Source organism: Microbaculum mangrovi, assembly GCF_051390635.1.
Lineage (GTDB): Bacteria > Pseudomonadota > Alphaproteobacteria > Rhizobiales > Tepidamorphaceae > Microbaculum.
On record NZ_JBPODT010000004.1, the window covers coordinates 422,476 to 447,884 of the forward strand.

Here is a 25,409-nt window from a genome sequence, read left to right on the forward strand (position 1 = left end):
GTCAAATGACCAATCATCCAGCCTGCGGCAACGACGACCATATAACGGATTCCCGGTCATTGTTAGCCGGTTTTGCGGCGCAGCGCACCTAATGTGAACAACCCGATCAGGCCGATCAGAATCCAGTTCCCGTACGTAAGGAACGGCGTCGGCGGCAACGCCTCCGGCAGTTTCGAATCGATGACGCCGCGTACGTTCAGACCCAGCCGCTTGACGAAACGGCCATACGGATCGATGACGGCGGAGATGCCGGTATTCGCAGCCCTGACCACCGGCAAGCCTTCCTCGACGGCGCGCACCCGCGCCTGACGCAAGTGCTGCCAGGGACCGGGACTGTCGCCGAACCAGGCGTCGTTGGTGACATTCAGAATCCATCCGGGACGTTCGTCCATGGAAACGAATGCCCGGGGGAAAATGATCTCGTAGCAGACGAGGGGCAGGACCGGCGGCGCACCGGGAACCGACAGGAGCTTCGGCCCGGGACCGGCCGAAAATCCGCCGACGACCTGCGTCAGCTGCCTGAAGCCGTAGGATTCGAGCAGGGACTGAAACGGCAGGAATTCGCCGAAGGGGACGAGCCAGGCCTTGTCGTAGACATCGGTGATCTCGCCGGCCTCGTCGATGGTCATGACGGCGTTGTAGATTCGGTAGCCTTCAGGCACGGAGGCGTCGCGGACGAGGCGCTGCATGCCGGTGACGAGCGTCGTGCCAGGCGGCAGAAGGGCGGCGATCGCCGGCAGGGCCGCCGGCTCCGAATCGAAGACGAAGGGCAGCGCGGACTCCGGCCAGATCAGAAGATCGGCGCTGGCCACCCCCACCGCCTCCGGGGACGCCGCGGCGTCGCTCAAGGTGAGATAGTCCGTGAAGATGTTGTTGCGGTTCTCGGGCTTCCACTTCTCGGCCTGACGGATCGCCGGCTGCACGATCCGCAGGTCGAGATCCCGGACCATCGCATCGCTGGCCTGCGTCAGGCGCACGGCCCCGTAGCCGGCCAGCCCGCCGAGCACGGCAAGGCCGATCACGGGCATGGCGATCCGGGCCGTACGGGAGCCGGCGCCGGACAGCGCGGCGGGGCTTGCGAAGATGAACGCGGCAAGGGCGGTCAGTCCGTAGGCGCCGAAGACGGCGGCCGCCTGCATCATCATCGGCGTGACCGTCAGGGCATAACCGAAGGTATTCCAGGGGAACCCGGAGAACACGTGGCCACGGGCGAATTCGGCGAGCGTGACGCCGAGCGCCAGCGCGAAGACGCGCCGGGGACCGGCGCTCCAGAAAATACGGGCGACGAGGGTGGCGGCGGCGGTGAACAGGGCGAGGCCGGCGGGAAGCGCGGCGACGGCGAACGGCAGCATCCAGCCGAACACGTCGGCGTCCACGAGGAAGGCGTAGCCGACCCACCACAGACCGGCGAGGAAATAGCCGAAGCCGAAACACCAGCCGATCAGCGCGGCGGCGGCCAGCGCCCGGATGCGGCCGCGGCCCAGCGTCCCGTCGATCAGCCAGACGAGGACGGGGAAGGTAACGAACAACACCGGGAAGGCGTCGATGGGCGGCATCGCCAAGGCGGAGGCGGCGCCGGCGACGAAGGCGAGCAGCAGACGGCGCCAACCCCACAGCACGACGACGCGGCTGGCGATTGCATCGAGCATGGTGGACCGCGCCTCCGCTAGTGGTCAGGCCGCATCCGAACGATCGCCGTCAGGACGCCCGGTGTCGGCACGCTCCTTGTCGGTCCGTTCGCGCCGGGTGCTCCGGGTCGTCCCCGCGGCTCGCCTGTGAATGCGCACGCGCTTGATGCGGCGCGGATCGGCGTCGAGGATTTCGAATTCGTAGCCGCCGGGGAAACTGACCAGCTCGCCACGCACGGGCACGTGGCCCGCCCGGTCGAAGACCAGACCGCCAAGCGTGTCGATGTCCTCGACAAGGTCGCCGATCTCGAGCTCCGCGCCGAGCAATTTGCCGACTTCCTCGATCGGCGCCCGCGCATCGGCGATGAAGCCGCCGTCATCGGTCGGCACGATCATCGGCGCCGTCTCCTCGTCGTGCTCGTCCTCGATCTCGCCAACGATCTCCTCGACCAGGTCCTCTATCGAGACGAGACCGTCGGTGCCGCCGTATTCGTCGACGACGATGGCCATGTGGATCCGGGTCGCCTGCATTTTCACCAGCAGATCGACGGCGGGCATCGAGGGCGGCACGTACAGCACCTGACGGACGAGCTCGGCCTCGGCGAGTGACGTCTTCAGCGGAATACGGCTCATGTCGAGATCGCCGGGCTGCTGGGCCTCTTCGTCCTTCTGCGACCGCAGCGCCTGTTCCGTCATCCAGCCGAGCAGATCCTTGATGTGGATCATGCCGCACGGCTCGTCGAGCGTCTCCTTGTAGACGGGCAGGCGCGAGTGGCCGGCGTCCCGGAATTCCTTGATGAGCTCGGCGATCGAGACATCGGTCTCGACGGCATCGATATCGGCGCGCGGCACCATCACGTCGTCGACGCGCAGATCCCGCAGGCCGAGCACATTGCGCAACATCGACCGTTCCTTGGCGGAGAACGGATCGGTGGCGACGCCGTCCGCCTCGTCGAGCGCGCCGGCGAGGCTTTCGCGCAGCGAGGACGAGGTGTGGCGCTGGCCGAAAAGGCTCTTCAGCTTCTGGAATACGGTTTCGCCGCCGGAGTGGCTACTACTGGCGGGGTCTTCTGGCTTGGAATTCGGTTCGTCAGGCATCGGAGGGTTCAACGGGGCTCGCTGTCGGCGATAGCGGGTTCGGCATAAGGATCATCGATACCGAGGTCGGCGAGGATCGCCGTCTCGAGGCACTCCATGCGCTTCGCGTCATCGTCTGATTCGTGATCATATCCCATAAGGTGCAGAATGCCGTGAATCACCAGATGGGCAAAGTGATCGCCGACCGGCTTGCCATCGGCGGCCGCCTCCCGGCGCAGCGTCTCGATCGCCAGGATCACGTCGCCGATATGGGTGTCGGCGCCGCCGGGTTCACCGGAGGGAAACGACAGGACGTTCGTCGGCTTGTCCTTGCCGCGAAAGCGCCGGTTCAGATCCCGAACCATCGCATCGTCGGCGAGCGCCAGCACGACGATCCCTTCGGCGTCGCCAACCCTGGCGGACAGTGCGCCGACGGCGGCATCGACCCGCGCCGCGGCACCGACATCGCTCCAGTCGCCGGCTTCTTCGGCGATCTCGATTTGCAGTCGGGCCGGCAATCCGGGTCGCGAGGCTGGATCAGGCGCCATCGCCGTCGATTCCGCGTGACGCCGGCTTGGCCTCGGCGGCCTCGTAGGCGCGGACGATCCGCGCCACCAGCGGATTGCGCACCACGTCGGCCTCGCCGAAGGCGATCTGGCCGATGCCGTCGACGCCCTTGAGCAGGGACGTCGCCTCGGACAGACCGGAGCGCTGCCCGGGCGGCAAGTCGACCTGGCTGGGATCGCCGGTGACGATCATCTTCGAACCGTCGCCGAGACGGGTCAGGAACATCTTCATCTGCATCGGCGTGCAGTTCTGCGCCTCGTCGAGGATGACGGCGGCGTGCGAAAGGGTACGGCCGCGCATGAAGGCGAGCGGGGCAATTTCGATGACGCCGGTCTGCATACCCTTCTCCACCTTTTCCGGCGGCATCAGGTCGTAGAGCGCGTCGTAAAGCGGGCGCAGATAGGGATCGACCTTCTCGCGCATGTCGCCCGGCAGGAAGCCGAGCCGTTCGCCCGCCTCGACCGCCGGCCGCGACAGGATCAGCCGGTCGATCTGGCCGCGCTCGATCATCGAGGCGGCATAGGCGACGGCGAGATAGGTCTTGCCGGTCCCCGCCGGACCCGTGGCGAAGACGAGGTCGTTGTCGGCGAGCGCACGCAGATAGAGATCCTGACGCGGCGTGCGCGCGGTGACCGTGCGCTTGCGCGTCGACACCTGCGCCAGGGCCGACAGGCCCGGCAGATTGTCCTGTTGATCGGGAAGCGCGGTCGCCACGCGGATCGCACCGTCGACGTCGCCGAGCGTGATCTGCTGGCCGCGCACCAGACGCCGGTACAGGCTCTCGAGCACCTCGGCCGCGTCGGCGCAGGCCTCCGGCGCGCCGCGCAGGGTGACGTGATTGCCGCGCGCGCTCGTCTCGACGCCAAGCCGCTGCTCGATCAGGGCGAGGTTCTGGTCGTACTGGCCGTAGAGATCGCTGGCGAGCCGGTTGTCCTCGAATGTCATGACCCGCTCGGTGACGGCCGCCGCCGCGGCCGCCGCGCGGCGGTCCGAAGCCGGACGGCTGACGGGGGTATCGTTCAAGAAACCGCCTCCATCGCGGCGCGTCCGGCAGCGGTTCGGCCGGAAACGGCGCCGTCGCCGACCCGTTCGGCGAACAGGCTGTTCGGCCCCGCCGACGTCACCCGGACCTCGACGATCTCGCCGCGCAGGCTCTCCGGCGCATCGACGTTCACCGGCTGCAGATAGGGCGAACGGCCGACGAGCTGACCCGGCTTGCGGCCGGGTTTCTCGAACAGCACCTGGATCGTGCGGCCGACCATCGCGGCATTGAACGCCTTTTGGCCCTGGTCGATCAGGGCCTGCAGCGCGGCAAGGCGCTCCTTCATGACCGGCTCGGGTATCTGATCGTCCATCGCCGCGGCGGGCGTGCCGGGGCGCGGGCTGTACTTGAACGAATAGGCCTGCGCGTAGGCGACCCGGCGCACGAGATCCATCGTGTCCTCGAAGTCGGCGTCGGTCTCGCCGGGGAAGCCGACGATGAAATCGCCCGACATGGCGATATCGGGACGGACGGCGCGAATCCGCTCGATCAGGTCGATATATTCGTCGCGGCGGTGCTTGCGGTTCATCGCCGCGAGAATGCGGTCGGATCCAGATTGCACAGGCAGGTGCAGGTACGGCATCAGCTGCGGGATGTCGCGATGGGCGGCGATCAGGTCGTCGTCCATGTCGCGGGGATGGCTGGTGGTGTAACGGATGCGCTCGATGCCCTCGATCCCGGCGAGTTCCGCGATCAGCCCGGCAAGACCGACGGTCTTCAGGCCCCCGTCCCGAGCGGCGCCGTGATAGGCGTTGACGTTCTGGCCAAGCAGGGTGATCTCGCGCACGCCGGCCTCGGCGAGGTGGCGGGCCTCCTTGAGGATCGCGCCGACGGGCCGCGACACCTCGGCGCCGCGGGTATAGGGCACCACGCAGAAGGTGCAGAACTTGTCACAGCCTTCCTGGATGGTCAGGAACGCGGTCGGTCCGCCCATGCGCAGCCGCGTCCCGGTCGCGGCGGGCAGGTGGTCGAACTTGTCCTCGACCGGAAATTCCGTCTCGACGACGGCGCTGCCGCGGGCCTGCGCCAGGATTTCCGGCAGGCGATGATAGCTCTGCGGGCCGACGACCAGATCGACCACCGGGGCGCGGCGAACGATCTCCTCGCCCTCGGCCTGGGCGACACAGCCGGCGACGCCGATCATCGTGTCCTTGCCGGTTTTCGCGCGCGCCTCCTTCACCGCGCGAATGCGGCCGATCTCGGAATAGACCTTCTCGGCGGCCTTCTCGCGGATATGGCAGGTGTTGAGGATGACGAGGTCGGCCTCGTCGATAGAATCGGTGGACTCGAAGCCCTCGCCGGCCAGCGCATCAATCATGCGGCCAGAATCATAGACGTTCATCTGGCAACCGAACGTCTTGACGAAGAGCTTCTTTCGGGAAGCCGTCATGGGTTAAGTGAAGCGCCTGTCGGTCAATTCCGCCAATATCTTCCGCTATTTACCGGTCACACCGCGCATCCTTGCACAGTCGTTTCGCGGGGTTCCCGTCTCATATAAGCGGTTTTCGCCCGTTTCCCTAGCCTGTTTCGGCGGCGACGGGAAGCGGAGCTTTTCTGGCCGGCGACACGTCGCGGCCCGCCAGCAGGGCGGTGGCCATGCCGCGCACCGCGCGTTCAGCGCGCCCGGCCACCGCCTTGCGCTCGGCCGCGCAGGTGAGCGGGATCGGCTCGCCGAAGGCGACGGTGACGTCGATCGCGCCGGATTTCAGCAGTCGCCACAGATGCGGAGCAAGCTCGATATCGCCGTGCCAGGCGACCACCGGGCGGTGCTGGTGTCCCATCGGCAGGCCGTTCAGGTGCGTATAGACGAGCGCCACCGGCTGCACGTAGATCGCCGGCGTCTCGCCATCGTCGCTTGCCAGCTCGTGCGCCGCACCCAACAGCGCCGAACGGAACGGCAGCACCCGGTTTCCGTCGCTGGACGTGCCCTCGGCGAACAGCACCATGACGTCGCCGTCGGCGAGGCGGCTGCCGATGGCATTGTTGACATGATGGGTATGGGCGCGGCGATTGCGGTCGACGAAAACCGTACGCTGCAGCTTGGCGAGCCAGCCGAACACGGGCCAGCTCGCAACCTCGCTTTTGGCGATGAAGGAGAGCGGCGCGATCGCGCCGAACACGGAGATGTCGAGCCAGGACACGTGATTGGCGGCGACAAGCAGCGGCCGGCGATCGGACAGGACGCCCTCCTGGCGGACGCGCACGCCAAGCAGGAAACAGACGAGGCGGTGATAGGCCACCGGCACCCTGCCCGCCGCGCCGGACTTCAGCGCGACCAGCACGAGCTGGATCAGCATCAGCGGCGGCGTCACCACCGCGAGCACAACGAGAATGAAGATGGCGCGCACCGTTCCCATGACAGGACTCAGCTGTCCTTGTCGTTGAGCGGCACGCCGTAAAGCTCGAGCTTGTGGTCGACGAGGCGGAAGCCGTACTTGCGGGCGATCGCCTCCTGCAGGCGCTCGATCTCCTCGTCGCGGAACTCGATCACCTTGCCAGTCTTCAGGTCGATCAGGTGATCGTGATGCTCATCGGGCACCTGTTCGTAGCGCGAGCGGCCGTCGCCGAAATCGTGGCGGGCGAGGATGCCGGCGTCCTCGAACAGCTTGACGGTGCGATACACCGTCGAGATCGAGATCTTCGGGTCGATGGCCGAGGCGCGCTTGTAGAGTTCCTCCACGTCGGGATGGTCGGCGGACTGCGAAAGCACGCGCGCGATCACGCGGCGCTGCTCGGTCATCCGCATGCCGCGCGCCTGGCACTGATCCTCGATGAGATTGGACTCGTCCGCCATATTCCTCGCAATCCCGCCCAATGACATCATCCTAGGTAGCGTGCCGGCCATCGTCCAGCGCCGGGCCCTTGCGCATCGTCAGCGCGTCCTGAGAGCCGCCCGGGCGCCGGTAATATCCGCGTCGGCGCCCGATCTCAACGAAACCGGTGACATAATAAAGCGCAATCGCCGCGGCGTTGTCGGTGGCGACCTCCAGAAACGTGGCTTTCGCCCCGCGCCGGGCCACTTCCTCGAGGCCGGCATCGAGCAGCCGCCGGCCGATGCCGCGGCCGCGCGCGGTTTCCGCGACGATGACCGTCAGCACCTCGGCCTCGTCTGCGACGACCCGCAGCAGAATCGCACCGATCAGCGCATTTTCGACCGCGCCGAGACCGATGACGAGCGGATCGGCCAGGAATTTGGCCCAATCCGCCTCGTTCCAGGGTTCCGGCATCGCCGCGTGCAGACTGGCCGCGGCCGCAGCATCGGCGGGCTCCAGGCGGCGGATCGGGACGCCGGCCGTCATCGCCGGTCGATCGCGGCGTGCGCCTGCGGCTTGGCGTCGGGGGGCCGCAGATAGAGCGGCCTGACCGGTCCCTCCGGCACTCTTTCGCTGGCGATCCGGGCGATTTCGAGGGGATCGGGGGCCGAATCGGTGCCGAGCACCCGCATTGCCCGTCCCGCCGCCCGCGCCGCATCCGCGACCATCTCGGCGGCCGAGCCGACTACGGCCATCCCGGCGGCCATCCCGGCGGCCGTCCCGGCGTCGGCCAGCCCGTCAACTAGGTCGTCCAGGCGTCGGATCCGCGGTCGGCTCGTCGGCTCGCCCTCGGCTGAAAAGGTCTGGGCGTAGATTTCGTCGCGGCGGGCATCCATGGCGACCAGCATCGCCACCGCCTCACGGCGGCGCGCGGTCGCCGCCAGCGCCTCCAGCGTCGTCACGCCGACGGCGGGCCGACCGGTGGCAAGCGCGAGCCCGCGCACCGCGGCGACGCCGACGCGGACGCCGGTGAAGGTGCCCGGCCCGACCGTCACCGCGAACCGGTCGATGGCGCCGTAGCCGATGCCGGCCTCGGCGAGCGCATCGGCGAGCATCGGCATCAACGCCTCGGCGTGGCCGCGCGGCATCGGCTCGGAGCGCACGACGGCGCGGTCGCCGAGAAGAATGGCGACCGAGCAGGCCGACAGCGCCGTATCGACGGCAAGGATGTTCATGGCTTCACGAGCGGAACCGCGGGCGTTCAATCATCCGACGCGATGCGGTCTAGTCGGCTTTCGGCCCGGAGAAAACCCCGCGCGGGCGCAAAACCGGTGCGAGGCGAGCCGTCCGGGGGACGTCCGGCTCCGGCGGATCAGAGGCGAACCGCTCAGATCGGGCGGACTTCCTGCACGTCGGGCACGAAATGGCGCAGCAAGTTCTCGATGCCGTGCTTGAGCGTCGCCGTCGAGCTTGGGCAGCCGGAGCAGGCGCCGCGCATGTGCAGGAACACCACGCCGTCACGATAGCCCTGGAAGATGATGTCGCCGCCGTCGGAGGCGACCGCGGGACGCACGCGCGTCTCGATCAGCTCCTTGATGGTGGCGACGGTGGGCGCGTCGGCCTCGTCGAAGAATTCCTCGTCCGCCTCGCCGGTGTCGGCGCCGTCACCGGCAAACAGCGGCGCGCCGGACATGAAATGCTCCATGATCGCGCCGAGAATCGCGGGCTTGAGATGCTGCCACTCGCCGTCGTCCTTGGTGACGGCGATGAAATCGGAGCCGTAGAAGACACCGCTGATGCCGTCGATCTCGAACAGGCGCTGGGCCAGCGGCGAGCAGGCGGCGTCCTCGGCCGACCGGATGTCGCGCGTGTCGCCGGGCAGGACGGGGCGTCCGGGAATGAACTTCAGCGTGGCGGGATTGGGCGTGGCTTCGGTCTGGATGAACATCGACTGTCCTCTTCAGCGCGCGGCTGTCGGGAAATCCCGGGGATTTCGGGTCTCATGCCCAAATATAGGGCCGCGACGCCGCGCTCCCAGTGGGCGGTCCCAGTGGAAATTTAGAAATATTCTATCATGGCTGAGCGAACAGGCAACGCGCGAATCGCTCGCCGGCGGCACGAATCGGCTCAGCACACCGCCTGTCAGGACACCGCCTGGATCTCCTCGTCCGACAGCGAGCCGGGAACGATCGTGATCGGAATCGGGAAGGTCGCCGCCGCCTTGGTGGCGATGGAGGAGACCAGCGGGCCGGGGCCTTCCTTGCCGGTCGCCGCGGCCAGAACCAGGATCGAGACGTCGCTGTCCTCTTCGATCAGATTCACCACTTCGTCGGCGCGATTGCCCTCGCGAATCACCATCTCGGGCTCGACCTCGGCCCATTTGCGCGCTTTTTCCGCGAATTCGCCCAGCACCCGGCGCGCCTCGTCCTGGGCTTCGGCGCGCATGATGTTCTCGACGCCGAGCCAGTGCTGGAAATCGCCCGGCGCGAGCACATAGAGCATCAGCAGCTTGCCCCCGGTGTTCTGGGCGCGGCGGCTGGCGTAGTAGACGGCCCGGTCGCACTCGGGCGAGTCGTCGATGATGACGAGGAACTTGCGCCGATGGCCGGGCTCCCCGCTGCGTCGTTTGGTGTTCATGACCGGCATGCTGCCACCTGCCATCCGGCCCGGCAAGACGGCATTGAATTCGCCGTTTCACGACGCCGCGGCAGGTTTTCCCCATTCTGGCCGGATTTCCGGGATCACCTCGGGACGCTGCAAAGCAGAGGAGGCCAGCACCAATGCGCGGCGAATCGACGCTCCCGGAACGCCCTCGTGTGCCCCGTCCATCCGAACCGGCGGCCGCGCTCCCGTCTGTGCTCCCGTCTGCGCTCTCGTCTGCGCTCCTGTTCGCGACCCTGCTCACTGCCCTGCTCACTGCCCTGCTCGGCGCGGCCGGCGCGCCGGCGGCCGCACAGACCCTCAAGGCCGTGCCGGTCGGGACCTTCGAGGACCCGGTCCATGTCGCCGTCACGCCGGACTACCGGAAGCTCGTTTTCGTCGTCGAGCGGGCCGGACGGATACGGATTCTGCGCAACGGGAAGACGCTGGCCAGGCCCTTCCTCGACATCCGCAAGCGCGTGTACGGGCCGCCCGATTCGGGCGCCGGCGGCGAACAGGGCCTGCTGTCGGTGGCGTTTCCCGCGTCCTACCGCAAATCCAGGCGCTTCTACGTCGCCTACACCAACAGGAAGGGAGACCTCGTGGTCGCGGAGTTCCGGCGCGCGAGGAAGCGGGCGCTCCGGGCGCTGCCCAGGACGCGCCGGGTGGTGCTGCGGGTGCCGCATCGCGACGCGCGCAACCACAATGGCGGCCAGCTTCAGTTCGGCCCCGACGGTCTTCTGTACATCGCGACCGGGGATGGCGGCGGCAGCGGAGACGGATTCGACAACGCCCGCAAGCTCGACCGGCTGCTCGGCAAGATCCTGCGCATCAACCCCCGGCAGAAGCGGAAGCGCGCCTACCGGATCCCGAAGTCGAACCCCTTCGTCGGCAAGCCGGGCCGGGACGAAATCTTCGCCTACGGGCTTCGCAATCCGTGGCGGTTCGCCTTCGACGGCAACCGGCTGCTGATCGGCGATGTCGGCCAGGGCGCGTGGGAGGAGGTGAACATCCTCACGCTCGCAGAGGCCAGCGGGGCGAATTTCGGCTGGCCCCAATACGAGGGCAACGCGGTTTACGACGACAACCGCCCCGGACCCGATGCGCCGACCTTCCCGGTCTTCGTCTACGACCATTCCGGCGGGCGCTGCTCGATCACCGGCGGCCATATCGTGCGCGATCCGGCGATCCCGGCGATGACCGGGCGCTATGTCTACGGCGATTTCTGCTCCGGCGAGGTGCGCAGCATCGCCGCCGACGGCACCGACGACCAGCCGGCCGGGATCGGCTTTCCCGGCCTCAGCAGCTTCGGGCTCGGCGTCGACGGCCAGATTTACGCCGCGCAACTGGGCGGCACCGTTTCCCGGATCGAGGCGGCCACCGCGTCCGACCCGCGCTGATCGAGTGAAGCCGGGCGATTGGCGCTGATCGATTGGCGCTGGGGAACCGCCGGTTCCGGTCGGTCCGTATTTTCTATCTATCGTGTAGACTGTTCGTAAACACATCTTCTGTACTGACGCTGCGTCAGATCGGCATCGATTCCGTATGTCTTGCGTATTGCCGTTTTGGCATTTCGACAAAACGACACGCGCGGACAGTATCGATGACCTTCATGACTTGCCGACGCCTCCCCATAAGACTGCTGTTTTCGACATTCGTCTTCGGCCTCGCCGGCGCATTCTCGGCCGGGCCGGCCGATGCGGCCGAACTGAACGGAACGGTCCGGACCGGCAACCTGCCGGTATCCTATGCAAAGGTATTCCTCTACCAGGCGGGAACCACGGCCGGCGGCGGGGCAATCCTGCTCGGCACCGGCAAAAGCGATTCGCAGGGCGGATTCCGGGTCGCCTATGCGGAACCGTCGGATGCGAACGCGGTGCTCTACGTCGTCACCAAGGGCGGCACCGTCGACATCTTCGGGCTGAAGCCCCGGCAGCGCCGGCTCCGGTTCGCGACCGTGCTGGGCCCGGGCTCGCCACCGTCCCAGATCACCATCAACGAGCGGACGACCGTGGCGACGGCCTATGCCTTCGCGCAGTTCATCGACGGGGTGCAGATCTCCGGCGTCCATCCCGGCCCGAAGAACGCCGCGCTGACCCTGCGCAACCTCGTCAACAGGCGGACCGGCGCGGTCGGCCACGTTCTTGCGACGAAGCCCAACGGCGGCAAGACACAGACGATGCGCGAGTTCAATTCGCTCGCCAACATGCTCGCCACCTGCGCGCGCGGCCTCGCGGACGGGGGCTGCAAATCACTCTTCAACCTGGCCAAGCCGCCCGGCGGCAAGCGGGCGAAGAACACCCTGCAGGCGGCCGTCAACATCGCCCACTACCCGGGCCGGAAGGCGAAGAAGCTGTTCCGGCTCTCGCAGCGCGTCGCCGTCTATGGACCGGCCCTAACGAGCCCGATCGCCACCTGGACGCTGACCCTGCTCTACGACGGCGGCGGCGGACAGCTGGACGGGCCGGGCAACATGGTCTTCGACAAGGAGGGCAACGTCTGGATCGGCAACAACTACCAGTACCAGCGACGCGCCAAGACGCCCGCCTGCGGCGACACCCACCTGATCCGGCTGACGCCGGACGGCAGGAACTATCCCGGCGCGCCCTATACCGGCGGCGGCATCTACGGCGTCGGCTTCGGCATCGCGATGGATCCCGACGAAAACATCTGGCTGGGCAATTTCGGCTTCTCGGGCAGGGGCTGCGACCAGCCGCTGGGCGACGACCAGACCGTCTCCCTGTTCAATTCCGACGGCGTGGCGCAGGCGGGCAGCCCCTACGCCGACGGCGGCGTCAACCGGGTGCAGGGCCTCGCCACCGACGTCGACCGCACGGTCTGGTTCGCCAATTGCGGCGGCGACAGCGTCGCCGTCTATCCCCTCGGCGATCCTACGGCGGCCGTCAACCACGCGCCGTGGGGCCTGGAGAAACCGTTTGGCGCGGCGGTCGACAGCCAGCACCACGCCTGGTTCACCGCCAACAACACCAACCGCGTGTTCAAGCTCGACCGCCTCGGCAACGTCCTCGTCCGCACCGAGCGCGGCGAAAACGGGATCAAGCGGCCGATGGGCATCGCCGTCGACAGCCTGGACAACGCCTGGGTGTCGAATTCCGGCGCCATCGCGGCGCCCTGCTATTTCGGCAAGACACTCAACATCCCGGACAAGGCGGATGCGTCGGTCTCGATGGTCACGCCGGACGGCACCGTCAGCAAGGCCTACACCAATGGCGGCGTCTTCCTGCCCTGGGGCATCGCCGTCGACGGCGACGACAACGTCTGGGTGGCGAATTTCGGCGGCTTCCGGGTCGGGCACCTCTGCGGCGCGCGCCCCGAGAACTGCCCGCCGGGCGTGAAGACGGGAGAGTCGATCGCGCCGAAGAAGACGGGCTACGCGTTCGACGGCCTGGTGCGGGTCACCGCCGTGCAGATCGACGCGTCGGGCAACGTGTGGCTGACCAACAACTGGCTGACCGTTCCCTATCAGACCAATCCCGGCGGCAAGACCATGGCGGTGATGATCGGGATGGCCGCGCCGGTGAAGACGCCGCAGGTCGGCCCGCCACAGAAGCCGTAGGGCCTCCGGACCGTCCGACACCAAAAAACGCCGGGTCTCAACGAGGCCCGGCGTTTTCCTTTCCTTCGATACCCGTCAGCGCAGGAAGCCGACGATGTCCTTGACCGCGTGCATCACCGGCGCGGCGATGTCGCGGGCCTGATCGGCGCCGCGCTTCAGGACCCCGTCGATATAGCCGGGATCGGCGGTCAGCCGGCGCATCTCAGCCGCGATCGGCGCGAGCTTGGCGACCGACAGATCGGCCAGCGCCGTCTTGAAGATCGAGAACTGGGCGCCGCCATATTCCTTCAGCACCGTCTCCCTGTCGGCCCCGGCCAGCGCGGCGTAGATGCCGATCAGGTTCTCGGCTTCCGGGCGACCCTCCAGGCCCTCCGCCTCGCTCGGCAACGGCTCGGGATCGGTCTTCGCCTTGCGGATCTTCTGGGCGATGGTGTCGGCGTCGTCGGTCAGGTTGATGCGGGCATAGTCGGAGGGGTCCGACTTCGACATCTTCTTGGACCCGTCGCGCAGGCTCATGACGCGGGTCGCCGGGCCCTGAATGATCGGCTCGGGCAGCGGGAAGAACGCGTCCTCGCCGGTCACCCGCGCGATCGAGGCGGCGAAGTCGTTGTTGAACTTCTGGGCGATGTCGCGGGACAGCTCGAGATGCTGCTTCTGGTCCTCGCCCACCGGCACGTGGGTGGCGCGGTAGACCAGGATGTCGGCGGCCATCAGGTTGGGATAGGCGAACAGGCCGACGGAGGCGTTCTCGCGATGCTTGCCCGCCTTCTCCTTGAACTGGGTCATCCGGTTGAGCCAGCCCATGCGGGCGACGCAGTTGAACACCCAGGCGAGCTCGGCGTGCTCGGCGACCTGGCTCTGGTTGAAGACGACATGCTTGTCCGGGTCGATGCCGGCGGCGATGAAGGCGGCCGTCACCTCGCGGGTGCTCTTGCGCAGCTCCTCGGGGCCGCCCCAGACGGAGACCGCCTGCGTGATCGCGTGCATGTCGACCACGCAATAGATGCAGTCATAGTCGTCCTGCAGGGCAACGAAGCGCGTGATCGCGCCGAGATAATTGCCCAGATGCAGGTTTCCGGTCGGCTGGACGCCGGAAAAGACGCGCTGCGGGAACGCCGCCATTAGACCCTGTCCTTGCTGAAAGCGCTGGAGTGCCGGGGCCTTATGGCCGATCGGGGCCGAGGTTTCAAGCCGAAGGGGCTTCGGGTTTCGTCGCCGACTTCGAGAAGGCGCGGGCCAGATCGGCACGGGTCATCACGCCGGTCGTCGCGGCGAGGCCGGCGAAGACGACGACGCCGACACCCACCAGGATGAGCAGCGTGGCGACGGCGCCGAGCGATCCGTGGGCGGCGAGCGGCGCGAGCAGCCAGTTCGTCGCCACCAGCGCCGCCGACATCCACGCGGTCGCGTGCAGGGCGAGCAGGGTGCGGCGCTTGACGCGCGCGTCGGGCACCAGATGGCCGGTGCGCCACAGCGTGTAGCCGAGCAGGCCCGAATTGATCCAGCCGGCGATCGAGGTGCCGGCGGCGATGCCGACATGGCCGAAGGCCGGGAACAGGGCGAGCGAGAAGGCGATGTTGGCGGCGACGTTGACGCCGGCGTAGTACATCGGCGTGCGGGTGTCCTCGCGGGCGAAGAAGGCGGGCGCGAACACCTTGTTGAGCACGAAGGCGGGCAGGCCGACGGCGAAGGCGGCGAGCGCGGCGGCGGTCGCGGCGGTGTCCTCGGGGCCGAAGGCGCCGCGCTCGAACAGGCCGCGGATGATGGCGTCGGGCACGAAGAACAGCGCGGCGGCGGAGGGCAGCGTCAGGGTGAGCGCGAATTCCAGCGCGCGGTTCTGGCCGTTCATCACCGCCTCGTCGTCGCCGGCGCGCAGGCGGCGCGACAGCTCGGGCAGGAGCACGATGCCGATGGCGATGCCGATGGTGCCGAGCGGCAGCTGGTAGAGCCGGTCGGCGTAGTAGAGGAACGACACCGCCCGGTCCTGCAGCGAGGCGATCATGGTGCCGACCATGATGTTGATCTGGGTGATGCCGCCGGCGATGACGCCGGGAATACCGAGGGCGACGAGCCGCTTCACGCCGGGCGTCAAGCGCGGCCGGACCAGCGTCAGGCCCATGCCGGCGCGGCGGGCGGCCCAGCCGAGCATGACAAGCTGGGCGATGCCGGCGATGAAGACGCCGATCGCCAGGTAGACGCCGGCGGTCTCGCTGCCGTCGGCCTGGACCGCGTGGATCGTCAGCAGGGCGCCGATCAGCACCGCGTTGAGCAGGGCCGGCGCGAAGGCGGCGGCGGCGAAGCGGCCGAGCGCGTTGAGCACGCCGGACAGGAGCGCCACCAGCGAGATGAAGGTGAGATAGGGAAAGGTGATGCGGGTCAGCAGCACCGAGAGGCCGAACTTGCCGGGATCCTCGACGAAGCCGGGCGCCAGCAGCAGCATGAACACCGGCATGGCGATCTCGGCGAGCGCGGTGAGCACGAGCAGCGCGAACAAGAGCGCGGCCAGCGATTCCTCGGCGAAGCGGCGGGCCTGGCGCGCGCCCTCGCCTTCCAGCGCCTTGGCGAACAGCGGCACGAAGGCGGCGTTGAACGCGCCTTCCGCGAAGATGCGGCGGAACAGGTTGGGCAGGCGGAAGGCGACGAAGAAGGCGTCGGCGACGGGCCCGGTGCCGAGCGCGGAGGCGGTCAGCACGTCGCGGGCGAAGCCGAGGACGCGGCTTACGATCGTGCCGCCGCCGACAGTCGCGAAATGCCGTAACAGTGCCATGGAAAACCCTTCAGGCGCGTGAGCGCGGGACACTATCCGAAACGGGACGCGCCGTCATCGGCGGCGTCATGCCGCCTCGCCCGCCCTGGCGCCTGCCCTGGCCCCGTCCTTGCCACCGTCCTTACTGGTTTCCTTACTGCCTTCCTTCTGGGGCTGGAAGACCTGCAGCAGGCGGCGGCGGATCGCCGCCTGGCGGTTGGCGTTGGTGATCTTCTGGCCGGTCAGGTCGGTCACGTAGAAGACGTCGACGGCGCGCTCGCCGAAGGTGGCGACATGGGCCGAGGCGATGTTCAGGTTGAGGCGCGCGAGCACGTCTGTGAGCTCGTAGAGCAGGCCGGGGCGGTCGAGGCCCGACATCTCGATGACGGTGTAGCGGTTCGACCAGGTGTTGTTGACGAGCACGTCCGGCTCCACCGAGAAGGCGCGGATCCGGCCCTTGGTGACGGCGCGCTGGCCGACGAGGTCGCGCAATTTCACCGCGCCGGCGAGCGCCTGCTCGATGACCTTGCCGATGCGCTCGGCGCGGCGCCGCTCGTCGGCGTCCTCGGGCAGCTCGCGCGACACGAAGATGGTGTCGAGGGCGTAGCCGTCGGAGGTGGTGAAGATCTGCGCGTCGACGATGTTGGCCCCGGAGGCGGCACAGGCACCGGCGATGATGGAGAGAAGCCGCGGGTGGTCCGGCGCGAACACCGTTATCTCGGTGATGTCGCGGAACTCGTCGGGGCGGGCGCGGATCGCGAGCTTGCCGCCCTTGCCGTCCATCGCGTGCAGCAAGCGGGCGTGCTCGATCTGGCGGGGCAGGTCGGTGCGCACCCAGTAGGCGGGATAGTGGCGCTCGCAATAGGCGTCGAACTCGGCCTGCGGCCAATCGGACAGCTCCTTGCGCAGGCGGGCGCGGGCGGACTCGATGCGGAACTTGCGCTGCTCCTGGCTGTGACCGCCGGCCAGCACCGGCTCGGTCTCGTAATAAAGCGTGCGCAGGAGCTGACCCTTCCAGCCGTTCCAGACGCCGGGGCCGACGGCGCGGATGTCGGCGACGGTGAGGATCAGCAGCAGCTTCAGCCGTTCCGGGCTCTGCACCGTGGCGGCGAAGTCCTCGATGGTCTTGCGGTCGGCGAGATCGCGCGACTGGGCGATCATGCTCATGTCGAGATGGTGCTCGATCAGCCAGGCTACCGTTTCGGTATCGGCGGCGGAGAAGCCGAGCCGCGGCGCCAGCCGGCGGGCGACGCGGGCGCCGGCGATCGAATGGTCCTCCGGCCGGCCCTTGGCGATGTCATGCAGGAACAGCGCCAGATAGAGCACGTCGCGGCTGCGGATCGTGCGGATGATCTCGTTGGAGAGCGGATGGTCGTCGGCGAGGCGGCCGTGATCGATGTCGGCCAGCAGGCCGATGGAGCGGATCAAGTGCTCGTCGACGGTGTAGTGGTGGTACATGTTGAACTGGACGAGCGCGACGATCTTGCCGAAATCGGGGATGAAGCGGCCGAGCACGCCGGCCTCGTTCATGCGGCGCAGCACCACCTCCGGATCGTTGCGCGAGGTCAGGATCTTGAGGAACAGCGCGTTGGCCTCCTCGTTCTCCCTGAGCTTGGGACCGATCAGCTTGAGCGAGCGGTGGGCGATCTTCAGCGCCTCGGGGTGGAACGGGATGTTGTACCTGTCGGCGAGATGGAACATCCGGATCAGATTGACCGGATCGCGCTCGAAGGCGAGGTCGTCGGCGATGTTGAGGCGGTCGGATTCGATGACGAAGTCGTCGCTGTCCGACAGCTTGCCCGGGCGGCGGCGGCGGAAGCGCTGCATGAACCGCGACAGGACCTGCGTGCGCTTGACGTGCTGCACCTCCAGCGCGTTGCAGAAGATGCGGGTCAGGTCGCCGACGTCCTTGGCCATCAGGAAGTAGTGCTTCATGAACCGCTCGACGTCGCGGACGCCGGGATGCGGCAGGTAGCCGAGCCTGGTCGCCATGCCGCGCTGCAGGTCGAAGGTCAGCCGCTCCTCGGCGCGGCCGGTCATGAAGTGCAGGTGGCAGCGCACCGCCCAGAGGAAATCCTCGCACTTGCGGAACAGGCGGGACTCCGACTTGTCGAAGACGCCGGCCTCGACCAGGCCCTCGCCGCTGTCGGCGCCATAGAAGTACTTGCCGATCCAGAACAGCGTCTGGAGGTCGCGCAGGCCGCCCTTGCCGTCCTTGACGTTGGGCTCGACGAGATAGCGGGATTCGCCGGAGCGGGTGTGGCGGGCGTCGCGCTCGGCGAGCTTGGCCTCGATGAACTCCGGGCCCGTTCCGGCGACGACATCGGCCTGGAAGCGCTCTTCGAGCTCGTCGAACAACGCGCGGTCGCCGCAGATGAAGCGGGCATCGAGGATCGAGGTGCGGATCGTTATGTCCGCGTTCGACAGGCGCACGCACTCGTCGACGGTGCGCACCGCGTGGCCGACCTTCAGCTCCATGTCCCACAGCGTGTAGAGCATCTGCTCGCAGACGCTCTCGCTCCAGGCGGTCTTCTTGTAGGGCAGCACGAACAGGAGATCGACGTCGGAGCCCGGCGCCATGGTGGCGCGGCCGTAGCCGCCGACCGCGATCACCGACAGCCGCTCCGACGACGAGGGATTGGTGACGGGATAGAGGTGGCGGGTGGTGAAGGCGTAGATGCCTTGGATGATCGCGTCCTGCAGCGCGCCGATGCGGCGCGCGCAGGCCAGGCCGCGGCCGTCCTCAGACAGCCACGTCTCGATCGTCTCGTGGCCGCGCGCCCTGAACGCCTTCAGGTGGGCGAGCATGGCGGCGCGGAAGTCGTTGCCCGCGCCATGCTTTTCGAACAGGACCCCCAGCTCGCCGGCCAGGGCGTCCGGATCGGCGATTTCGGCGAGGTTGCGAGCCGACCTGTTCGTCGAGCGCTTGTTCATCCGGCGTCCTGACCGTCGCCGCCGGTCTCGGCGAGACGTTTCAGCTCATATAGCATCTCGAGCGCCTGAAGCGGCGTCAGGTCGTCGGGCGAGACGCCGCCCAGCCTTTGCACCAGCGCGGCATTCGCCGGCGGGACCGGCGTCGCGGCGGCCGATCGCACATGGGTCGCGAACAGCGGCAGGTCGTCGGCAAGGCCGGCGGCGCCGGCGCGGCGGTCGGTTTCCTCGAGCCGCTCCAGAACCTCGCGGGCGCGGCTCAGCACCGGCGCGGGCAGGCCGGCGAGCTTGGCGACCTGGATGCCGTAGGAGCGGTCGGCGGCGCCGGGCACCACCTCGTGCAGGAACACCACCTCGCCCTTCCACTCCTTGACCTGAACGGTGGCGTTGTGCAGGCGCGCCATGGTTTCGGCGAGCGCGGTCAGCTCGTGGAAATGGGTCGCGAACAGCGCGCGGCAGCCGTTGACCTCGTGCAGATGCTCGATCGTCGCCCAGGCGATCGACAGGCCGTCGAAGGTGGCGGTGCCGCGGCCGATCTCGTCGAGGATCACCAGCGCGCGGGGACCGGACTGATTGAGGATCGCGGCGGTCTCGACCATCTCGACCATGAAGGTCGACCGCCCGCGGGCGAGATCGTCGGCGGCGCCGACACGGGAGAACAGCCTGTCGACGACGCCGATATGCGCCGTCTCCGCCGGCACGAACCCGCCCGCCTGGGCGAGGACGGCGATCAGCGCGTTCTGGCGCAGGAAGGTCGACTTGCCGGCCATGTTGGGCCCGGTGATCAGCAGGATCCGGCCGGCGGCGGCATCGCCCGATACGCCATCGGGCGGCGACAGGTCACAGTCGTTGGCGACGAACGGACCGCCGCCGTCGCGGGCGAGCGCCTGCTCGACGACGGGGTGACGGCCGCCGACGATGTCGAAGGCGAGATCGTCGCTGACGACCGGCCGCACGTAGTTGCGCTCGACGGCCAGCTCGGCGAACCCGGCATGGACGTCGAGTTCGCCAAGCGCCGCCGCGGCGGCCTCGAGCGCCGCGCCGTCGCCGACGATGCGCGCGACGAGCGCATCGAAGATCTCGTTCTCGAGCGCCATCGCGCGTTCGGCCGCCGACGCGATCCGGCCTTCCAGATCCGCCAGTTCGGTTGTGGAGAACCGCACCTGGCTGGCAAGCGTCTGGCGATGGAAGAAGGTCTCGCTCAGCGGCGCCGCCAGCATCCGGTCGCCGTGCTGGGCGGTGACCTCGACGAAATAGCCGAGCACGTTGTTGTGGCGGACCTTCAGCGACTTGATGCCGGTCGCCTCCTGGTACCTGGCCTGCAGGCCGGCGACGATCTGGCGGCTCTCGTCGCGCAGGCGGCGGGCGTCGTCCAGGTCCGCGGCGAAGTCCGCCTGAATGAATCCGCCGTCGCGGCGCAGATGCGGCGGGCGCTCCACCAGCGCCGTCGTCAGCTCGTCGAACAGCGCCCGGTCGGGGCCGTCGAGGCGCGCGGCGATGTCGGCGAGGATCGGCGGCATGTCGGCACCGGTGCCGGCGGCACCATCCGGGCCGGGGCCGGCGTCGGCGCGCAGCCGCGCGCACAGCGCATGGACCGCGCCGATGCCATCGCGGATGCCGGCGAGATCGCGCGGGCCGCCGCGCGCCAGAACGATGCGGGCGCGGGCGCGGGCGATGTCGGGGGCGGCGTGCATCGTCTCGCGCAGGCCCCGGCGCAGAGCGGGACGCTCGGCAAGCCAGGCGACCGCCGCGTGGCGCGCGGCGATCCGCTGCGGGTCGGTCAGCGGCGAGGACAGGCGGCGGGCGAGCTCGCGGCCGCCGGCGGCGGTGACGGTGCGGTCGACGGCCTCGGCCAGGCTGCCGCGCCGTTCGCCGGACAGCGTCGAGACCAGTTCGAGATTGGCCCGGGTCGCCGGATCGATCGCCATCACCGCGCCGCGGGCCTCGCGCGCCGGGATCTTGAGCGGCGGCTTCTCGCCCATCTGGGTGCGGTCGATATAGGCGATGACGGCGCCGGCCGCGGCGATCTCGGGGCGGCCGAGCGGGCCGAAGCCATCGAGGGTGGCGACGTCGAAATAATCGCGCAGACGCCGTTCGGCGGCGGTCGAATCGAACACCGCGGTGGGCAGCGGCGTCACGGCGGAGCGCATGTCCCGCCACAGGTCGCGCAGGTCGCCGTCGTCGTAGAGCGCATCGGCGATCAGCAGCTCGCCGGGATCGACACGGGCGATCAGGGCCGGCAGCTCGGCGCGGGTCGCCTCGACGACGGCGAACTCGCCGGTCGAGATGTCGGCCCAGGCCAGCGCGAAGCCGTCGTCGCCGCCGGCGCGCAGGCGGGCGAGCGCGGCGAGGAAATTGTTGCGGCGGGAATCGAGCAGATTGTCCTCGGTCAGCGTGCCCGGCGTCACCAGCCGAACCACGTCGCGGCGCACCACCGACTTGGAGCCGCGCTTCTTGGCCTCGGCGGGATCCTCCATCTGCTCGCAGACGGCGACGCGATGGCCGAGCGCGATCAGCCTCTGCAGGTAATCGTCGGCGGCATGGACCGGCACGCCGCACATCGGGATGTCGGTGCCCAGATGCTTGCCGCGGGTCGTCAGGGTGATGCCGAGGGCGCGGCTCGCCACGACAGCGTCCTCGAAGAAAAGTTCGTAGAAATCTCCCATCCGGTAGAATAGCAGGCTGTCCGGATTGGCGGTCTTGATCTCGAGGAACTGGCGCATCATCGGGGTGACGCGCGCATCGGCGGCGGCCGCATCGGCTCCAGGCACGGATTCGGGGGCGGGAGCGGGGGTGTCCACGACCGCCGAAACAGGGGCGGGCACGGATGCGGGCGCTGTTGCTGGCGCGGATGCGGGAATATCTGCAGGTCGGGCCGTCATGGCGCGGACCCTAGCAGAACAAATGCGCGGTTTCACCGGCCGTTATCCGGAAGGCGACTTGAGCACGCATCGGGGCCCTTATAAGGTCCGGGTCCCGCCGGCGGCGGACCTCAACAACGCGCTTAAGGACAGAACGGCACATGCCGAAGCAGGGCAAGACGGCGGACAGCCGGCCGACATTCACCGATCAGGAAGCACTCCAGTTCCACCAGCAGGGCAAGCCGGGCAAGCTGGAGATCACCCCGACCAAGCCGATGGCGACCCAGCGCGACCTGTCGCTGGCCTATTCGCCGGGCGTGGCGGTGCCGGTCCGCGCGATCGCCGAGGATCCGGGCCGGGCCTTCGACTACACGACGCGCGGCAACCTGGTCGCGGTGATCTCGAACGGGACGGCAATCCTGGGCCTGGGCAATCTCGGCGCGCTCGCCTCCAAGCCAGTGATGGAAGGCAAGGCGGTGCTGTTCAAGCGCTTCGCCGACGTCGACGCCATCGACCTGGAAGTGGACACGCTCGACGTCGACGAGTTCATCAACTGCGTCAAGCCGCTCGGCCCGTCCTTCGGCGGCATCAACCTGGAAGACATCCGCGCGCCCGACTGCTTCATCATCGAGCAGCGGCTGCGCGAGCTGATGGACATCCCGGTGTTCCACGACGACCAGCACGGCACCGCCATCATCGCAGTCGCCGGCCTGATCAACGCGCTGGACATCACCGGCCGCGACATCAAGACGACGAAACTCGTCTGCAACGGCGCGGGCTCGGCCGGCATCGCCTGCGTCGAACTGATCAAGGCGATGGGCTTTCCCCACGACAACGTCATCCTCTGCGACACCAAGGGCGTGATCCACAAGGGCCGCGAGGAAGGCATGAACCAGTGGAAGTCGGCGCACGCCGCCGACACCGACGCGCGCACGCTGGAGGACGCCATGCGCGGCGCCGACGCGGTGTTCGGCCTGTCGGTGAAAGGCGCCTTCACACCGGAGATGATCGCCTCGATGGCCGCCCAGCCGATCATCTTCGCCATGGCCAATCCGGACCCGGAGATCACCCCGGAGGAGGTCGCCGAGATCCGCGACGACGCCATCGTGGCGACGGGACGCTCGGACTATCCCAACCAGATCAACAACGTGCTGGGCTTTCCGTACATCTTCCGCGGTGCGCTGGACGTGCGCGCGACGACGATCAACGACGACATGAAGGTCGCCGCGGCGCGGGCGCTGGCGGAGCTCGCCCGCGAGGACGTGCCCGACCAGGTCGCCGCCGCCTATCGCGGCTCGCGGCCGAAATACGGACCGGAATACATCATCCCGGTGCCGTTCGATCCGCGCCTGATCAGCGCCGTGCCGTCGGCCGTCGCCGCCGCGGCGATGGAGTCCGGCGTCGCCCGCAGGCCGATCGTCGACATGGAGAGCTACCGCCAGGAGCTGTCGGCCCGGCTCGATCCGATCGCCGGCACCCTGCAGCGAATCCAGTCGAAGATCCGCCGTTCGCCGAAGCGCATCGTCTTCGCCGAGGGCGAGGAGGAGCAGGTGATCCGCGCCGCCTTCGCCTTCGCCAACAGCGGCCTTGGCCGGCCGGTGCTGGTCGGCCGCGACGAACAGGTGCGCGAGACCGTCGCCGCGCTGGGCCTCGACCTGCGCGACGACATCGACATCGTCAACGCGCGGCTGTCGCGGCGCAACGCCGAGTACGCCGAGTTCCTCTATGCCCGGCTGCAGCGGCGCGGCTACCTGTTCCGCGACTGCCAGCGCATGGTCAACACCGACCGCAACACGTTCGCCGCCTGCATGGTGGCGATCGGCGATGCCGACGGCATGGTCACGGGCGCGACGCGCAACTATTCGATCGCGCTGGAGGAAGTGCGCCGCGTCATCGATCCGAAGCCCGGCCACAGCGTCATCGGCGCCTCCATCGCGCTTTGCCGGGGACGCACCGTGCTGATCGCCGACACCGCGATCCACGACATGCCGACGGCGGAGGAGTTGGCGGCGATCGCGGTCGAGGCGGCTGGCGTCGCGCGGCGGCTGGGCTACGAGCCGCGGGTGGCGCTGCTCGCCTACTCGACCTTCGGCCATCCCAGCGGCGAGCGCTCGGAGCGCCTGCGCGAGGCGGTGAAGATCCTCGACAAGCGCCATGTCGACTTCGAGTACGACGGCGAGATGGCCGCCGACGTGGCGCTCAACCGCGAGGCGATGGCCGCCTATCCGTTCTGCCGCCTGTCGGGACCGGCGAACGTGCTGGTGATGCCGGCCATCCACTCGGCCTCGATCGCGACGAAGATGCTGCAGGAACTCGGCGGCTCGACGGTGATCGGCCCGCTGCTGGTCGGCCTCGACAAGCCGGTGCAGATCGTCAACCTGGGCGCGACCGACAGCGACATCGTCAACATGGCCGCGCTCGCCGCCTACAACGTCAACGGATAGGGGCGTCCGCCTCCTCGCACCCCCGGGCACGCCTCGGGCACACGCCCCGGGCCGGGGGGCTCGCGGCTCGGGGGCCGGGGCTACGGGGAGGCGGGACCGGTCTTGCCGGGCTACGAGGCCAGGCGTTCCTTCGGCGCGCCGAAATGGCCGTAGTAGCGCGAGTAGCGCGGATTGATCGCCGAGACCGGCAGCACGATGCAGACATCGGTGGTGCCGAACTGGTGGTCGACCACCGCGCCGTCGCCGATATAGGCGCCGAGCCGGAGATAGCCCTTGATCAGCGGCGGCAGCTCGTTGAGCGCGGCGCGCGTGTCGATCTGTTCGGGGCCCATCCGGTTCATCGGCACGTAGCGGGAGGGAAGGGCGCGGATGCGCCATTCCTCCGGCGCGGCGGCGTGGTGGTGCAGAAAGGAGAGCGGCAGCGACAGCTTGCGCGGCTCGATGCCTTCCAGACTGGCGCAGCCGATCATCACGTCGATCTCGTGATGCTGCACATAGGCCCAGTTGCCGGCCCACAGCAGCTCGACGGTGCGTTTGTTACGGTATTCCTTGAGGACGCAGGAGCGGCCGAGCTCGAGAAACCGCTTCGGCCGGTGGCGGGCGACGAGCGCGTCGATCTCGTATTCGCCGGCGGTATAGAACCCGCCGAACTGCTCGGCGACCTCCTGGCGCAGCAGCCGGTAGGTGCCGACCACGGCGGGCTTGCGCTTGCGGCGCATGCCGCGGAACAGCGCCGGATCGGGCTCGTGGTCGATGACGAGCAGGTGATCGCAGATCGAATCGAAGCCGTCGATGTCGCGCCGCCACAGCTTTCCGGTGGCGCCGGCCTGGGCCGACATCTCGCGATAGAAGACTCGGTAGCGCAGCGCCTGCGCAAGCCGCACCTCGCGTGCGTTGCGAGCAAGCCGCACCTCGAGCGAGCCGATCCGCTTCAGCGGCTCCGCCAGGGGAGTGCCGCTAAAACCGGTACCGTGGGCCGCATACCCGGCGTACGGCCCGCCCGGAACGAAACGACGCACCAGCCGGGTCGGCCGGAACTTGTCCGTCAAACGCATCTGACCTCGTTGGCGCATACTGGCGCCTCCCCCGTGCAAAGACCAGGAAGCGTCGGAAACGCCGCCCGAATCGGACCGGCCTCACATC

Annotated in this window: 19 protein-coding genes; 3 read left to right on the top strand and 16 right to left on the bottom strand. The window is 68.5% G+C overall.

Annotation, left to right across the window (positions count from 1 at the left end; translation table 11 throughout):
- Positions 1-62: 62 nt before the first annotated feature.
- The 11 genes from lnt to ACSF9G_RS18785 form a co-directional block, all read right to left on the bottom strand.
- Positions 63-1,649, bottom strand: coding sequence for an apolipoprotein N-acyltransferase (gene lnt / locus ACSF9G_RS18735; protein WP_436643644.1), 1,587 nt, complete (start codon positions 1,647-1,649; stop codon positions 63-65).
- 24 nt (positions 1,650-1,673) lie between these two features.
- The gene (locus ACSF9G_RS18740) at positions 1,674-2,726 is read right to left on the bottom strand and encodes a hemolysin family protein (protein WP_436643645.1); all 1,053 of its coding nucleotides are present in this window, start codon (positions 2,724-2,726) and stop codon (positions 1,674-1,676) included.
- Between the two features lie 8 nt (positions 2,727-2,734).
- The gene (ybeY, locus tag ACSF9G_RS18745) at positions 2,735-3,253 is read right to left on the bottom strand and encodes an rRNA maturation RNase YbeY (protein WP_436643646.1); all 519 of its coding nucleotides are present in this window, start codon (positions 3,251-3,253) and stop codon (positions 2,735-2,737) included.
- Positions 3,243-4,217, bottom strand: coding sequence for a PhoH family protein (locus ACSF9G_RS18750; protein WP_436644035.1), 975 nt, complete (start codon positions 4,215-4,217; stop codon positions 3,243-3,245). Before ACSF9G_RS18750 ends, ybeY begins: the two co-directional genes overlap by 11 nt.
- 74 nt (positions 4,218-4,291) lie before the next feature.
- The gene (gene miaB, locus ACSF9G_RS18755; protein WP_436643647.1) at positions 4,292-5,704 is read right to left on the bottom strand and encodes a tRNA (N6-isopentenyl adenosine(37)-C2)-methylthiotransferase MiaB; all 1,413 of its coding nucleotides are present in this window, start codon (positions 5,702-5,704) and stop codon (positions 4,292-4,294) included.
- 127 nt (positions 5,705-5,831) lie between these two features.
- Positions 5,832-6,671 (bottom strand): lyso-ornithine lipid O-acyltransferase, encoded by an 840-nt coding sequence (olsA, locus tag ACSF9G_RS18760; protein ID WP_436643648.1) that lies wholly within the window; start codon positions 6,669-6,671, stop codon positions 5,832-5,834.
- Positions 6,672-6,679: 8 nt separating this feature from the next.
- Positions 6,680-7,108: a Fur family transcriptional regulator gene (locus tag ACSF9G_RS18765; RefSeq protein WP_436643649.1), complete on the bottom strand. Its 429-nt coding sequence runs from the start codon at positions 7,106-7,108 to the stop codon at positions 6,680-6,682.
- Between the two features lie 31 nt (positions 7,109-7,139).
- Positions 7,140-7,613, bottom strand: a complete 474-nt coding sequence (rimI, locus tag ACSF9G_RS18770; protein ID WP_436643650.1) for a ribosomal protein S18-alanine N-acetyltransferase — start codon at positions 7,611-7,613, stop codon at positions 7,140-7,142.
- A complete protein-coding gene (tsaB, locus tag ACSF9G_RS18775) occupies positions 7,610-8,302 on the bottom strand; it encodes a tRNA (adenosine(37)-N6)-threonylcarbamoyltransferase complex dimerization subunit type 1 TsaB (RefSeq protein ID WP_436643652.1) in 693 nt (230 codons plus the stop codon). Before tsaB ends, rimI begins: the two co-directional genes overlap by 4 nt.
- A 152-nt stretch (positions 8,303-8,454) precedes the next feature.
- On the bottom strand, positions 8,455-9,015 hold the full coding sequence (locus ACSF9G_RS18780; RefSeq protein WP_436643653.1) for a NifU family protein: 561 nt from the start codon (positions 9,013-9,015) through the stop codon (positions 8,455-8,457).
- A gap of 194 nt (positions 9,016-9,209) precedes the next feature.
- Complete coding sequence (locus tag ACSF9G_RS18785) at positions 9,210-9,704, bottom strand: universal stress protein (RefSeq protein ID WP_436643654.1); 495 nt, start codon at positions 9,702-9,704, stop codon at positions 9,210-9,212.
- Positions 9,705-9,922: 218 nt separating this feature from the next.
- Here ACSF9G_RS18785 and ACSF9G_RS18790 point away from each other — a divergent pair, with 218 nt between their 5' ends.
- Both ACSF9G_RS18790 and ACSF9G_RS18795 read left to right on the top strand, forming a co-directional pair.
- Positions 9,923-11,107, top strand: coding sequence for a PQQ-dependent sugar dehydrogenase (locus ACSF9G_RS18790; protein ID WP_436643655.1), 1,185 nt, complete (start codon positions 9,923-9,925; stop codon positions 11,105-11,107).
- 203 nt (positions 11,108-11,310) lie between these two features.
- On the top strand, positions 11,311-13,284 hold the full coding sequence (locus ACSF9G_RS18795) for a Vgb family protein (protein ID WP_436643657.1): 1,974 nt from the start codon (positions 11,311-11,313) through the stop codon (positions 13,282-13,284).
- A 75-nt stretch (positions 13,285-13,359) separates the two neighbouring features.
- Here the strand turns inward: ACSF9G_RS18795 and trpS are convergent, their stop codons facing one another.
- From trpS to mutS, 4 genes are all read right to left on the bottom strand, one after another.
- Complete coding sequence (trpS, locus tag ACSF9G_RS18800) at positions 13,360-14,406, bottom strand: tryptophan--tRNA ligase (protein WP_436643658.1); 1,047 nt, start codon at positions 14,404-14,406, stop codon at positions 13,360-13,362.
- 64 nt (positions 14,407-14,470) lie between these two features.
- Positions 14,471-16,051, bottom strand: a complete 1,581-nt coding sequence (gene murJ / locus ACSF9G_RS18805; RefSeq protein ID WP_436643659.1) for a murein biosynthesis integral membrane protein MurJ — start codon at positions 16,049-16,051, stop codon at positions 14,471-14,473.
- Between the two features lie 66 nt (positions 16,052-16,117).
- The gene (locus ACSF9G_RS18810; protein ID WP_436643660.1) at positions 16,118-18,964 is read right to left on the bottom strand and encodes a [protein-PII] uridylyltransferase; all 2,847 of its coding nucleotides are present in this window, start codon (positions 18,962-18,964) and stop codon (positions 16,118-16,120) included.
- The gene (mutS, locus tag ACSF9G_RS18815; protein ID WP_436643661.1) at positions 18,961-21,732 is read right to left on the bottom strand and encodes a DNA mismatch repair protein MutS; all 2,772 of its coding nucleotides are present in this window, start codon (positions 21,730-21,732) and stop codon (positions 18,961-18,963) included. The genes ACSF9G_RS18810 and mutS overlap by 4 nt, the downstream gene beginning before the upstream one ends.
- Positions 21,733-21,983: 251 nt before the next feature.
- Here mutS and ACSF9G_RS18820 point away from each other — a divergent pair, with 251 nt between their 5' ends.
- Complete coding sequence (locus ACSF9G_RS18820) at positions 21,984-24,266, top strand: NADP-dependent malic enzyme (protein WP_436643662.1); 2,283 nt, start codon at positions 21,984-21,986, stop codon at positions 24,264-24,266.
- 110 nt (positions 24,267-24,376) lie between these two features.
- On the opposite strand, the gene olsB is transcribed toward ACSF9G_RS18820, so the two are convergent.
- Entirely contained in the window at positions 24,377-25,321 is a 945-nt protein-coding gene (gene olsB / locus ACSF9G_RS18825; RefSeq protein WP_436643663.1) for a l-ornithine N(alpha)-acyltransferase, read from the bottom strand.
- Positions 25,322-25,409 lie beyond the last annotated feature (88 nt).